The sequence below is a fragment of the Colwellia sp. SU-HH01217 genome (genome assembly GCF_057543495.1).
Window position 1 is genome coordinate 15,655 of sequence record NZ_BAAJLX010000005.1, and the last position, 14,516, is coordinate 30,170.

The window sequence follows — 14,516 nt, forward strand, 5'->3', positions numbered from 1 at the left end:
TTAATTCTCTATTTTCTTTGTGTAAAAACAACCAATTCCCATCATTGCACAACCAAATGCAATGGGAATATTAATTAATGATAATAACTGCCAGTGCCAATAATCTTCTATTGCTACGCCAAGTGATGCGTAAATAAAGACTGCTGTAGTGCTCCATGGTACTAGGCTTTCTATCATGGTCCCTGTATCTTCAAGAGAGCGTGATAGTACTTTTCGAGAAACATCCAGTTGATCATATTTATCTCCAAATGCTTCACCCACAATAAAGCTATTGGCGTATTGGCTTGATGTCATTGCATTTGTCATTGCAGAGGAAAATAATGTCGTACAAATAAGTGATGATTTACGTTTAATCCCCTTTAACAATTGATTCACTAACGTTGGCATTGCTGCGATACAATCTAGTGCGCCGACATAAATAAACACTAAAATAGTAATAATAATCGGTTCATTCAGTGCATAAAGACCGCCTCTATTAAATAAGGTATTTATAATTTCAGGTAAAACAATTAACGATCCTTCGCTATTTACCACCGAAGCATTAACCATCGAAATATCAAAGCCTTTATAAAGCGTTTGCACAACATCATCCACTTCTATTGACTGAAATATAAGCGCCAATAAACAAGCCACCAAAGAAGAGAGCATTAAAATGGGTAATGGCGGCTGTTGTTTAATGGAGCCATATAAAATAATGAATGGCGGTAATAATAGTAAAAAATTAAATTTAAATAATGAGTCGATAGCCAAAAGTGTCTGTTCAAACAGCGCAATATCATTTACAGCTGAAGAAGCTAAATCGAGTTGTGCAGGATAAATATAGTCGAGTAAAACAAAACAAATAGCCGCTAACAGAGCTGAAGGTATTGTCGTGTACTGCATTGATTTAATATGTTGATAAAGCTCAACTTTCGCCGCCATTGCGGCAATATTAGTGGTATCAGATAACGGAGACATTTTATCGCCAAAATAAGCACCACCAACAATAGCGCCCGTTACAATACCTAAATTAGCATCAATCACATGAGCAACCGTAATTAATACCAAACCAATAGTGGCAATTGACCCCCACGAAGTTCCTGTACACAGAGAAAAGAAAATAGGTACGATAAAGGCAATAATATAAATATGATCGGGCGACACTATTTTTAACGCATAATAAACCAACATGGGGATTGTGCCCGAAATTAGCCAACTGCCAATTAATAACCCTATAGCGAAAAGGAGAAGAATCGTCGGCAACGCTTGGCTTAATTTATTGGTGATCGCTTGTTGGATACTCAACCAACTAAAGCCTAAATAGAACAATTGCGATATAGCAATAACCGCCGCTGCTATAAAAACGATTTCAAGAGGAAATGCAGCCTGACCAAACAGTAACGGGCGTAGCATCAATCCATAAACCACCAGTATAAGTAAGCTGCCAACAGCAAATAATGCCTGCATTAATGTGGGTTGATTCATTTTTTCCATTTAACATCTCTTTTGCATTAGGAGTTTCATATTATTTTTATTGAACCTGAGACAACCTTGCCGCCCAACCACCACTTGGCGAAAGTTTAATGTTAACTTGAGTTAAACGATTAACAACTTGCTGCTTTATTTGATAATCGCTGGCATATTTTCCAGCATTAACTCCATCAGCAAAGCTTTCAAGTTGATAATCACCAACGGGTAAAAATGATAAATCGATGGTGAACTCGCAAGCGTTACTATTTCCCATCGCGCCAATAAACCATTCGTCGCCTGAGCGTCTCGCGGTAATGATATGATCACTGAGCTTAGCTGATATTATGCGAGTTTCATCCCACACCGTTGGAATTTTACTAATAAATTGCGTTGTTTGATGCTCTTTTAAGTAATTAGAAGGACTATCGGCAAGCATTTGTAATGGACTTTCAAAAACAACATACATAGCCACTTGATGCGCTCTAGTGGTTTTACTCATAGGTCTGTCAAAGACAATACTAAAGTTTTTAGCTTGTGCATTGACCATTGCACCAGGCGTATAATCCATAGGACCTGCTAACATACGTATAAAGGGCAAAGTAAGATTATGCTCAGCGGTAATGTAATCAGCCCATTTGTTGTGCTCTAAGCCTCTTACACCCTCTCTGGTGATAACATTTGGGTATGCTCTGCGCAAACCTGCCGGCTTATAGGAACCATGAAAATTTACCAGTAAATGATGTTTGGCCGCTTGTTTGGCAACTTTCCAATAATAATTAACCATGGCTTGATCATCGCGTTGCATAAAATCCACTTTAATGCCAGCCGCGCCCCACTGCTCGTAGGTTTTTAGCGCTAATTCTAATTGTTGCTCTAAACTTTCCCAAATAACCCAGAGAATAACATCAACATTTTTTGATTTTCCATAAGCAATTATTGTTTGTACATCTATCTCTGGTACAACATCTAACACATTACCTAAATGATACCAACCTTCATCCATCACAATATATTCAAGTCCATATTGTGCAGCAAAATCAATATAATATTTATACGTTTGGGTATTTATTCCCGAACTAAAGTCAACACCATGAATATTATTGGCATTCCACCAATCCCACGCGACTTTACCTGGCTTTATCCAAGAAGGATCAGCTATTGCTAACTCATCCGCTAATAAATAAGTCAGTTGATTAGTTAATAGCTCAGCATCTGTTTTGCCGATAGCAATAATGCGCCATGGAAAGTTTCTTTCAGCTTGTTGGCTAGTGACTTCTATTTTTGCTAAATAATTAGCACGTTCAGTAATATTTTCATTTCTGTCTGACTGTTTTTTCAGCTCACTTTTTAGCACTTTTTTAGGAAAGATAGCTGTTAACGAGTTTTTTGCACTTCCCTGTAGCCACATCCCAGGGTAATCACGTAAACCTGACTCTGTTATCACCACTTTGATGCTTTTTTCGTTAGCATTATCTACACCCACTAACAGCGGTAAACTACCAAAGTTATCCCTAGATATATCTGCTAAAGTTTTAGGTAAATATAAACGTTCGTTGTGTGAAATAAAGCTTGTTTCTTCAGGAAATAATACTTGATAATTATCATCAAAATTAAAATTTGCTAACTCTGCATTTATTGTTAACTCACCACTTTTTTGAGTACTAAATCGATACGCCATCCCTTGATCAAACATACGAAAGGTTAAGCTTTGCTGATTATCAAATGCCAATACAATTTCATTATAATGTTCAGCTACTTCTTTAGATTTTTGTTTAACATGTGGCTGTAACACGCGATTAACGCTGTTACGCGTTACGTTGATTATTTGTTGTGAACCTGTTATTCCATTAATAGTTAAGTTAGCCTCGGCCTTTGATATGACAGTACTTTCCAACACTTTTAATGTATAAGTTAGGCTCTTATTTAACGGAGTCTTGCTTTGAATAGTTAATGCCAACTTTCCATCCGGAGAATTAAGATGATATTGCTCAGCATAACAGGTAACAATGATAAAATTACACAGAAAAAGTGTAAATCCGGTAAGGCGTTTACTCGTAGAATTCATGATGAAATATTCTCTATAATAAGCAAGTAAGGGTGAAATTTTAGAGCAGAAAATACAAAATTATTCTGCTCACTACTTTAAAGGACAGACTAATTAATCAGACGAGAAACTGACACTAACAGGTGCATTTCCATCCCAGTTAATTTTCTGTATTTCACCTTTATTATCGCTTACTGTTATTTCAAAGTTTGACGCTTGTCGAGTAACACATAAGTTAAAGTTATTATCAAAGGCACGTATATGATTTAAACACATAGTGTTCCATTCACTCGGAAGATAAGGGGCGACATTAAAGCGATTAAACCCTGTTGGTTCAATACCAAATAAGCCTTCAGTAACTGTACGAGCATATAATGCGCTTTCTGCTGACAAGTGACGTTGATTACCTTCTGGCCAAGCTTCTACCGCATATGGGACATGCTCCCCTAATAATCTTTTACGCGAGTAATATTTAAAGTAGCGCATTGCCGTATCGGTTTCTTGAGCAGTAAATATGCCTCTAAATGCATATAAAGTAGCTCTATCCCAAAAAGTTTTATTACCGGCTTCACTATAAATACCATCAGCGCTCCATAGATGTTCAGACAAGAGTGCGTTTAGGGTTGCTTCTTTACGTTCAAAAAGCCCAAAAGTTAAGGGTAATGCAATCCAAGCGCGTAATTTATCATTACCTTGATAATACTGATAAGTATCAAAACCTTGAACATTGGCGCCAAAATAGTTTTCTATAGCTACTCTTAACGCTTTAGCTTTTTCTTGGTAATCTTGAGCAATCGTATTGCGACCTAATTCACTGTTTAAATGATTTGCCGATATTAATGCACCATAGGTAAGCATATTAGTACTTAAATTAATATCGCCAGCAGGAAAGCGCCCTTCTAATTCATCACTGTCAGATGCAATAACGCCTTCTACACTCATTTTGTTATAGCTATAATCAATACACCAATCAATCAAGGATAATAATTCAGTAGCTTGTGGTTTATCTGCCATGGCTAATGCATAACGACTCGCTCCATAGGCAATCATCGCACAATCACCACGATCTCCTGCGCCATCCCAAATATCATCACCCTCAGCAATAATTGAAGAAGGAATATGCTTACCTTCATCGTTGATAAAGCGAGCAAAGTGGCGGAAGCTATTGATTGCCGATTCGTTACCTGTTTGATTACCTAAAAAAGGAAAGAAAGGATTAATGTATTCTGCTTGATCATTTGCCCAAATAGCCGCGTAATAACGCCCGCCGCCTGGTGCATGCATTAAACCGCCTTTAGTTCGAAAGATACTTTCTGCAGCGCGTAATTTAGCAAAATCGAACATTTTATTTAAAATAGGATCAGGGGTGACCAGTTGCAGATCATTTTTTAAACTGGCCACGTACGAGCGACGCTTTTCAATTTCAATTGCGCTATTAAATACACTACTTTGACCGTGTTTAGTTGCGCTGTAATTGACAAAAACATCAACTGACTCACCTTGTGCTAAATTAATTTCGCCAGAGTTATTACTTTGCGCCTTAATGCTATATACACCATAAACACCTTTGTCTTCAGCCGTTTTTACTTGATAATTTAGTGCATCGGTAGAAAGGGTTACCGCATTGTTACTGTTATTGGTAAAGTGTAACTGTTCTACCATTACCGCAGCTGTTGTGCTTGGAGATAAAGTGCGAGTAAGTGTGACACCATTATCCAATAAGCTAGTTAAAGACAGTATGCCGTCAATACGCACTTGCTTTAATTGCTCTTGCGTTGCTAGTTGACCATTCACTGTTATTTTCGGTGAAATTGAAAGTGGAAAATCGTGTATTAAGCTAGCATGTGTATCGTTAGGTATCGTTCTGAGCATTGGCCAAACAAGTTTACGGTTTAAAGATAAATTGCCTTGTTGATCACTTCCATAATAAATAATAGCGGAAATTTGCTCGCCACTCATTTCAATATGGTCTTCATGGCTATCGGTAACCTGCCACTCGATACCCTGTTGCGTTAATGTCCATCGATCTTTTAGTGTATTGGCTAAATCATTAATGGGGCTTTCTGGCTGGCTAAAACCTTTAGATTGCTTAGTCACTTTTGATTCTTCAATACTGTTGCACGCAGCAACACAGGTAACAAGACTAGGTAGTAAAATAAGCGTAGAAATAAACTTAAGCAAAATAATTGCCTCCGATAATTAACTGTTGGCACCCAAGCATGAGTGCATATTTAGTATTATTGAAACACCAAAAAGGATAAATAACTTATCGAAATTCAACTAAAACTTCTCATTAACCACACTTCCTACAAAATAAACCAAAACTAAAATTTGGATCTTTTCTTTATAAAGCAAAAAGTTAACTTTAATAAACGATTAAAACTAGAGAAAGTAAAATTCACGAAGCAAAGTGTTATTAAGCAAGATTAACTTCGTTAATATTTTTATTGGTAAGCGAATTAAAAGCGTCTTGGCGAAACTGTAATGGTGTCATGTTAAATTCGCGATGAAAAATGTCATAAAAACGGCTAATAGAACCAAATCCTGCTTCTAATGCGATATTTAACACCGCATTATTGGTGTCTATTAATAACGCTTGAGCATGTTGCAACCTGAGTTTATTAATGTATTGTTTTATTGATATTTTCATCACTTGATTAAATATTTTCATTGCATAATTAGGGTGTAACCCTGTGTATTTAGCGACATCATCAATGGTAATTTTTTGATCGTAATTATCAGCAATAAACCGAAGAATAGTATATATATGGGGCAAACCAGAAATAAGCGCCTTTTGATCAGGTTTTCTTTCACTACTCGATAAATTAAACGTGCTGTATGGCTCTAATGACATTCTCCGAATACGGTTTCTAATTTCATCAATTACTTGTAGCATTAACGCGCTTTGTCTTTTTTCTAAATTTTCTTCCCACATTAAAGTTAAAGGCTGATCAGTAGGATGAAGGCTATCAGCAATGAGCACTTCACCATGTAAAATATGGTCGATAAATGTATTAGGAAACTTCCAACTTAAAAATGCTTGCAGTGGAATATAAATATTTACCATATAACCGTCACCTTCGGTTGCAATCATTTGATGAGGAATAGATGCCCAAAACAAAATCATTCTTCCCTCAGGCACACAAATCTTTTTACCGTTAATCAAGTAGTCCGCAGAACAATTAAATAAGTAGTTAATTTCAATATGTCCATGCCAATGACTCGACTCCATCACTTCTGGCTGATGGGTTTGAAAACCAAATTTATTTTCATGCCCTTGTATTTCTAAAGGACTGCTTTCATCAAAACTAATTCTATTGATCCAATCAAACATTTCATCCCCTTAGTAATTACTCATATTACGAATTAGGAAAAAATACCTGACAATCAGGAATAAAACAAACGAATGTGAGTAAACGGGAATACTTTACGGTTTTTCAATACGCTTAAATATCCCCTTTAAAAGGTGATTATCTTAATAAACTCGCATCAAAATAATAGTTTTTAGTAATAACAGAAAGTTTTATAGGAAGTATTTGACCTGTTCATGCCGCTATATATTGTCATGTCGTTTTAATAGGCAGCTTTGTTGAAATCCAAATTACGACAAATCACAACATGATAATAATTAAAATATAGGTCGGAGAAATTTATGAAGATCAAACATATAGCACTAACCATAAGTACTATCTTAGCAACCTCCTTGTCAGCAGTTTCCGCTCAAGAAAGTACTCTTAATAAAGAAGAAAGTGACATAGAAGTCATTGAAGTTAGAGGTTTATTAAGCAGTTTGAAAGAAGCACAAGAGATAAAAAAACTCTCAACCAATGTAGTCGATGCACTTGTTGCAGAAGATATTGGAAAATTCCCGGATTCAAATGTTGCTGAAGCACTACAGCGTATTCCAGGTATTAGCGTTTCTCGCGTGCATGGCGAGGGCCAAAGCGTTACCGTGCGTGGTTTAACGGGAGATTATAATGTTACCACTTTAAATGGTCGTAAAATTGCTTCAGAAACTGTCGGTCGAGATTTTAATTATGATTTGATAGCGTCTGAACTTATTGGTGGTGTTCAAATTAACAAAACACAACAAGCTAAACTGCCTGAGGGAGGTATTGGCGCAATTATTAATATAGACACGCTGAAACCTTTAAATGTCGGTAGCATGATTGCTGGTACGTTAGAAGGGTATTATAACGAGCGTTCAGAAGAAACTAGTCCTCAAGCCTCGTTTTTAATCAGTGAAGCGTCTGATGATGAATCATTCGGCGTATTGTTTTCAATGAATCATACAGAATCAAAAACTCGCTTTGATAGCCACTCAGCTCAATGGGGATGGGGTCAATGGGAAATGAATACATTATTGCCCAACCAAGGTTATACCGATGAAACTGTTCGATTTCCAAATTGGCCTAATATAACGGTAAGTACCGATGATCGTGAACGTACAGGCGGTACATTAGCGCTGCAATGGCGGCCTACTGATAATTTAGATATTAACTTGGACGCACTTTATACCAAGTATGAAATCGTTTCTACAGGGAATATGGTCTCATTAGCACTGTTTGAAGGGACTAATTTAGATAATATTCAAGAGATTACCTACGGTGATGATGGTCGTGGCGACAGTATTACTATTGGTGAGCCTGGTAATATGAACTCCCCTGTTATTGCTGAATTACTAGAAGAGCAACATCCTCGCAAAAGTGATGCATTTCAGCTGGGTTTAAATGTTAATTATATCTTTGATAACTTTAACTTTAATCTTGATGCTTCATATTCCGAAGCTGAAGATGCATCAGCAGAAGAAAGTTGGATAGTAGTTCGTACTGCTATAGATACTTTAACCATGAATTGGGATAACGGTCATGATGTTCCAGACATTACTTTTGGCGATACGGTACTAGATGAAAACATTGACTACGGTGCTTGGTACGCTCGATTACAGGGCGACAAAGTAAAAGATAAAACAGCACGTTTTGTTTTCGATGGCGAGTATGAGCCTAACAATGGCTTGATCACGCAAGTATTGTTTGGTGCAGGTTATAACATGCAAGATAAAGGCAAAACTTTTTGGAATCAAAAAAATGCCAGTGCTTATACGTCTGACGATATGAGCATTATTAATGCACCAGCAAGCGAACAAATTGTTATTAACGGCAATACAATGTGGGGTCCATTACCCACATCGGCTTTAAATCCAAGTTCATTTGATCATTTTATGGGAAATTCTGGTGCCAATTTACCTGATGGCTGGGCGGGTATCAATGTTAATGGTCTATTTGATTACTATCGCTCATTAGATAACGCGGCATTTGAAGAATACCTAGTGCCTCGCCCATCTTTAGAAGGTGGCAATACCTATGGCGTAAAAGAAGAAACCATTCATGCCTACGCTGAAATGATTATTGAAGATGAACTGTTAAATATGCCTTATATGCTTGATTTAGGTATTCGTTATATTAATACCAATGTAGAATCATGGGGCTACTCGCAAAATCCAGCCAATATAGCATTTGATGCTAATGGTAAAATAACTGATAGCCACAAACAAACGGGTTATGTGGCGTTTGATGGCAGTTACGATAAAGTGTTGCCAAGCATGAACTTTAAACTTTCAGTCACAGACGAAGTCGTGTTTCGCATCGCACTTTCTCAAGCCATGTCTCGCCCGCCATTGACTAACCTATCTCCTGTAACGTCAATTTCGCAAAATGAGACGACCTTACAAAACTCTATGTATGAAAACGATCCTAGCTTAGAGCCTTATTATGCAGACCAATTCGATACCGCAATTGAATGGTATTATAGTGATACGGGTAACCTGAACTTTGCCACTTTCTATAAAAAGTTACACGGTTTTGTGGTCTATGAGCCTCATCAAGAAACGATTGCAGGAAAGCCTTTTGAGGTTACCAGCCCGTTTAACGATAATGATAACGCCTCATTAATTCGTGGTTACGAGGTTAACTGGTTACAAACCTTTGATGACTTTTTACCTGCTTCACTGGCTGGTTTTGGGGTATCAGCTAACTATACCTTTAACAATAGTACCTCTGGACAATATGATGATGACGGTAATGAATTACCCTTTAAAGGCTTATCAAAGAATCAATACAATGTTGTTGGCTTTTACGAACAAAATGGCTTAATGGTTAATCTTGCCTATAACTATCGCTCTCAATACAGTTTAGGCACAGTGTGGAGCCCATTAATGCCAAGTTGGGGCGAAGCGGCAGTTGAAACATTAGAAGTAGATGAATGGGGCGCATTAGATTTAAGTGCCAGTTATGCAATTAATGACAATGTCACTGTGACTTTTGACGCGAACAATCTGTTAGATCCTGACTTTAAACAATACATTGATAATGATAAAGGCTTTATAGATTACATTTCGAGTTGGGGAAGCAGCTACCGCGTTGGGGTAAGATTGAAGTTTTAACTCAATTTAAAGTCTCACTAACAGTAAAAAACCGACAAAGGTAGTAACTACCCTTATCGGTTTTTTTATTCGCGTATTATTTAAAAGCGAAACGTTTACTTTTTACGAATATTCACTAACAAGAGTAAAAATAATGACAACCATGCCATGCTGCCACCATTAGAACGAGCATTGGGATTTTTAGGTGGAGTAACTTCTGGTGGTGTTGGGGTGACAACAACCGTTGAGTTAAATACAACATTCTTTAATGAAGCATTATCATCAAATTCTGAAGCCGCAGGATCTTTTTTATAAATCCAAGTCACTTTGTGACTACCAGCTTCTAATTCAATAACTTCTTGAGTAAATGCAACTTCACCAGAAATGTAGTTATGCAATACATTATTAACATATACATACAGAGCATCATAAGGATCTTCAGGATCATCAACATTTTCTTCTGATGACACCGCCCATTCAAAGCTTAATTCACCTTCACCTTCAAAGGTGACCATAGCAATGCTTTCTTGATTATGATCTATTTTTCCGCTTTGAATCTCAGTAACACCTGCAGGAGTTAACCAAGCATTATCGCCACCTGAATACCACTGCATTACTGTATCATCAGTGCCTAAATGCGCAGACAAATTGGTTGCTGGAGCAATTGTCGTCGCTTTAACTTTCGAATTACCTGTCGCTATTTGATCATTATCACTTTCAATTACAATGGTCGCAATGTCAGCACCGACTTCACTGGCACTATAATTTACCGTCAGTTTGCATGACTCGCCTGCGCTAATTTGTAGGCAATCATCACTGACAAGGGTAAATTTATCATCCCCGTCTACCCGATAAGTTAAATTCGCAGCCAATGCGCTATTATTAACAATTTCTAATTCAGCGGTTTGTGCAACTCCTTGAGGTGAAATACCAAAATCCTGTAATTGCTCAATAGCAATGCCAGACCTGATCTCATTTATCCAATCTATAAAAGTTGCTGTTCGTGCATAAACACCAGGATATCCATCAGCAGCACAGCCTATTCCCCAGCTTACAACCCCTATTTGTTGCCAACCTTCATTGGTATTTATCACTAACGGTCCACCACTGTCACCTTGACAAGAACCCTTTCCGCCTCCGTCATAATTAGCACATATCATTGCACCAGTAATATCATAACCACCACCTAGAATTCTCTCGCATTGGGCGTTAGTCATTAGTTGTAAATCAACTTGGTGTAATACATCAGGGAAATTAGATGTTGGCCCTGCACCCGGTGCATAACCTGTGCGTCCACCCCACCCCATAACAGTAACGGTACGGTTATCAATAGCAAATTGCTCTGTCTCATCAGAAGCTACCAATCGGATAGCTTCATTATCAACGCTTTCAACCAGCTCTAATAAAGCCACATCGTTATCAATCGTTACTTTTTCATAATCAGAATGCATATAAATACGTTTAACTGCAATGGCATTTTCTGCACCATTACTTAAATCATATTCACCAACATTGATTTTAATTTGCGAAGCTTTTACATCTTCAACACAATGCGATGCCGTTAGTACCCAGCGGTCGCCTAAAAATGATGAGCCACAACTTGACGATTGCGATATTTTGTCGTTAACAATATTAATCTTAGCTATTGAACCTAACTTATCTTTAAGTAAAACACCGTCAACTTGATTAACTGCAACGACAGGAATAGTACCTGTAAAGTCTTCTCCGAGTGTGCCGCTAATTTCTCCTATATCATTATTATAAATAATAGCGCCAATGCCGCCACCAGCTTCACAGTTGTTAACTTTTTCAGAAAAGTTAACCTCTCCGCGCTCAATTAGACAAACTTTATTAGTTGCGTCACTACAAACTGCATCACCAATGCCGCAAGAAACTAATTCGCCAGACGCTGTCCCTATTGGACTAAAAGTAAAAGAGTTAGTTTGGTAAGTTATATTATCTACGGTTAAATCAGTAGCAACATCTTCAAAGGTATATACTAAAGCAGACATCCAAGGCCAATCGCCTTGTTGTGCTACTTCACCACCAACAATTTTAGGCTGTATCTTAATGGTATCTGTATTGGCTAAACTATTTGCGGAAAATGCAGATAGTAGCAAAGCAGCAGGAAGTGCTGATCTTAAAAGGTAATTCATGTGTAATCCTCTTAATTTCTGCTCTATTGTTAATCACTCAAACAGAAATATCATTATTTTGTTAACCATCTGTTAACATTGCGCGCTAATTTATCCTATTTTATTAAACAACTGCAAGATAAACTCTTTAATAAATAGTAAACTTTTGCTCAAAAAAAGAAAGACTAAAAGAAATCATTACATTCTATACACAAAAAGAAAAAGTAACGTTATAAATATTGGCATATTATTATGCTAACCGTATAACTGTGCGTATAATCACCGAGCTTAAAATTACCAACAAGAATTTAACTATGAGCTACATTCCGCTAGAGCAATTAAAAAATGCTTGGATTTTTAAACATAAAAGTCTTCCTATTGAGGCCTCAGATCTTAACAAAATAAAGCCGATGAGTCAGTCACGAGCAAATGTTGTTTGGGATACCTTTATTAGCAGACAAGTTGATCACCCTGATTTTTTCAAAAAAGGTGATTGGCCATTTGATAAAAGTTCATGGACAGATCAGGGCAAGTGGGAATCAATTTGGGATAGTGATGAGAGTCTATTACCTACTTTAATTACTGAACATTTACAGTGGGATAACAACACCGTTGTGTATTTTTGCAGTAGCCGAAACAATGTAATTGAAACCACTTGGTTAGTATTTCAACGTTGTTGGAAAAATTTCTTATTTATTGATGATGGCCCTATTCTTATCGGGAAAAAACGTAAAGAAACTGTACAATTTAATGCCAATGGTTTATTTAAGTTAGGCTTGAAAAAATAAATGACCAAAGTCGTCAATTTACATCATAATAACCGTCATAAAAACGGGTATGATTTTACCTTACTGTGTCAAACATATCCTGCACTACAAAAATTTATACGTAGGAATAAGTTTAATAACCAGCCTACGATTGATTTTAGTAATAGCGATGCTGTACTCGCATTAAATGCGGCAATATTAGCGAAAGACTACCAAATAAAATATTGGCAAATCCCCAAAGGTTACTTATGCCCTCCAATTCCTGGACGTGTCGATTATATTCATTATTTGGCTGATTTATTAAAACACAGTCTTGATAACAACAAGGTCAAACAACATTTACATCAACTCGATTTGATGGACTCTCCAATATCAGTAGTCGATATAGGGACTGGCGCAAGTTGTATTTATCCTGTTTTAGGCCAACGCGAATATAATTGGCGTTTTGTTGCTTCTGATATCGACCCTACCTCAGTACAAGCAGCGTCCGATATCATTAAAAAGAATAAAGGTTTATCTCAAGCTATTACTTGCCGCTTACAACCAAATGTAGAAAGCATATTTAAGGATATTATTCAAAAAGATGAATTTTATCATTTAACGCTATGTAACCCTCCTTTTCATAAATCATTAGCTGAGGCGCAACAAGGTAGCCAGCGTAAATGGAAAAATTTAAATAATTCATCGGCAGCAAAACATAAAGCACTAAATTTTGGGGGCCAAAAGGCGGAACTATGGTGTAAAGGGGGTGAACTCGCTTTTATTAAAAAAATGATAAAAGAAAGTATGAGTTATAAAAAACAGGTTTTATGGTTTACTACATTGGTTTCTAAAAAAGATAACGTTGGCGCAATAAAACTAGCCCTTAAAAAAGCTCAAGCAAGTAACATCGAGTTAATTAAAATGGCACAAGGTAATAAAAACAGTCGTTTTATCGCTTGGTCTTTTTTTGCCTCTTAAACACATTATAATACTAAAAAAACACTAAAAAATAGCAGGAAATATTATGTACAAACTACTACCCATTATCCTAATTTCTTTAGTCTGCTTGACTTTATCAGGTTGTTTTGGACCAGATAAAGCAATAAAACAAGCAGATAACTTTATTGACTCACAAAATATTGATGTAACTAAGCCACAATGGAAAACACAATTACCACAACCAGAATTATTCAGCTTTAGTGAAGATAAAAGCTACTATTGGGATCTTAACACCACTGAAGGTAATATAAGTATTGAACTATTTTATCAATCAGCACCAATGCACGTAAGTAGCACAATTTACTTAACACGCTTAGGTTTTTACAACGATTTAATTTTTCATCGTGTTATACCTGGTTTTATGGCACAAGGTGGCGATCCTGTTGGCAATGGTACAGGTAACCCAGGTTATAAATATGCAGGTGAATTTGACGGTAAAACAGGCCATAGCCAAGCAGGAGTTTTGAGTATGGCGAATTCGGGACCTAATACCGATGGCAGTCAATTTTTCATTACGTTTAAAGCAACGCCATTTTTAAATAATCGTCATACGGTTTTCGGCCAAGTCATCACTGGTTTAGATGACACATTACCTGCCATTGAAAAATTAGGTCAACGCAGTGGTCAAACAACACAAGAAATAAAAATAATTAAAGCAAGTATCAGAGTAGAAGATAAAGTAGCAGTAAAACAAGCACCTGAAGAAATCAAAGGTTAGT

Annotated in this window: 9 protein-coding genes; 4 read left to right on the forward strand and 5 right to left on the reverse strand. The window is 36.8% G+C overall.

All coding sequences use genetic code 11. The annotated features are described in order from the left end of the window. From AC27G3_RS07955 to melR, 4 genes are all read right to left on the reverse strand, one after another. Positions 1 to 1,473 carry a Na+/H+ antiporter NhaC family protein gene (locus tag AC27G3_RS07955; protein ID WP_487120444.1) on the reverse strand — a complete coding sequence of 491 codons (1,473 nt, stop codon included), beginning with the start codon at positions 1,471 to 1,473 and terminating at the stop codon, positions 1 to 3. Positions 1,474 to 1,510: 37 nt separating this feature from the next. Next, the gene (locus AC27G3_RS07960; protein WP_487120446.1) at positions 1,511 to 3,514 is read right to left on the reverse strand and encodes a glycoside hydrolase family 97 protein; all 2,004 of its coding nucleotides are present in this window, start codon (positions 3,512 to 3,514) and stop codon (positions 1,511 to 1,513) included. Positions 3,515 to 3,607: 93 nt separating this feature from the next. Next, the gene (locus tag AC27G3_RS07965; protein ID WP_487120448.1) at positions 3,608 to 5,674 is read right to left on the reverse strand and encodes a hypothetical protein; all 2,067 of its coding nucleotides are present in this window, start codon (positions 5,672 to 5,674) and stop codon (positions 3,608 to 3,610) included. A gap of 235 nt (positions 5,675 to 5,909) precedes the next feature. Further along, positions 5,910 to 6,827 (reverse strand): transcriptional regulator MelR, encoded by a 918-nt coding sequence (gene melR / locus AC27G3_RS07970; RefSeq protein ID WP_487120449.1) that lies wholly within the window; start codon positions 6,825 to 6,827, stop codon positions 5,910 to 5,912. Positions 6,828 to 7,145: 318 nt separating this feature from the next. On the opposite strand from melR, the gene AC27G3_RS07975 reads away from it, so the two are divergent. Continuing rightward, positions 7,146 to 9,935, forward strand: coding sequence for a TonB-dependent receptor (locus tag AC27G3_RS07975; RefSeq protein WP_487120450.1), 2,790 nt, complete (start codon positions 7,146 to 7,148; stop codon positions 9,933 to 9,935). 95 nt (positions 9,936 to 10,030) lie between these two features. On the opposite strand, the gene AC27G3_RS07980 is transcribed toward AC27G3_RS07975, so the two are convergent. Further along, positions 10,031 to 12,070 carry a trypsin-like serine protease gene (locus tag AC27G3_RS07980; protein ID WP_487120451.1) on the reverse strand — a complete coding sequence of 680 codons (2,040 nt, stop codon included), beginning with the start codon at positions 12,068 to 12,070 and terminating at the stop codon, positions 10,031 to 10,033. A gap of 293 nt (positions 12,071 to 12,363) precedes the next feature. On the opposite strand from AC27G3_RS07980, the gene AC27G3_RS07985 reads away from it, so the two are divergent. The 3 genes from AC27G3_RS07985 to AC27G3_RS07995 are packed head-to-tail and all read left to right on the forward strand — an operon-like array spanning position 12,364 to position 14,515. Next, complete coding sequence (locus tag AC27G3_RS07985) at positions 12,364 to 12,837, forward strand: DUF2947 domain-containing protein (protein ID WP_487120452.1); 474 nt, start codon at positions 12,364 to 12,366, stop codon at positions 12,835 to 12,837. After that, positions 12,838 to 13,776, forward strand: coding sequence for a 23S rRNA (adenine(1618)-N(6))-methyltransferase RlmF (gene rlmF, locus AC27G3_RS07990; protein WP_487120454.1), 939 nt, complete (start codon positions 12,838 to 12,840; stop codon positions 13,774 to 13,776). Between the two features lie 46 nt (positions 13,777 to 13,822). Then, entirely contained in the window at positions 13,823 to 14,515 is a 693-nt protein-coding gene (locus tag AC27G3_RS07995; RefSeq protein WP_487120456.1) for a peptidylprolyl isomerase, read from the forward strand. Position 14,516: the final 1 nt, after the last annotated feature.

Bases quoted from the DNA above. Each gene is read 5' to 3' on its own strand.
- AC27G3_RS07955 (WP_487120444.1), bottom strand. From the start codon at position 1,473: ATGGAAAAAATGAATCAACCCACATTAATGCAGGCATTATTTGCTGTT.
- AC27G3_RS07960 (WP_487120446.1), bottom strand. From the start codon at position 3,514: ATGAATTCTACGAGTAAACGCCTTACCGGATTTACACTTTTTCTGTGT.
- melR (WP_487120449.1), bottom strand. From the start codon at position 6,827: ATGTTTGATTGGATCAATAGAATTAGTTTTGATGAAAGCAGTCCTTTA.
- AC27G3_RS07975 (WP_487120450.1), top strand. From the start codon at position 7,146: ATGAAGATCAAACATATAGCACTAACCATAAGTACTATCTTAGCAACC.
- AC27G3_RS07980 (WP_487120451.1), bottom strand. From the start codon at position 12,070: ATGAATTACCTTTTAAGATCAGCACTTCCTGCTGCTTTGCTACTATCT.
- AC27G3_RS07985 (WP_487120452.1), top strand. From the start codon at position 12,364: ATGAGCTACATTCCGCTAGAGCAATTAAAAAATGCTTGGATTTTTAAA.
- rlmF (WP_487120454.1), top strand. From the start codon at position 12,838: ATGACCAAAGTCGTCAATTTACATCATAATAACCGTCATAAAAACGGG.
- AC27G3_RS07995 (WP_487120456.1), top strand. From the start codon at position 13,823: ATGTACAAACTACTACCCATTATCCTAATTTCTTTAGTCTGCTTGACT.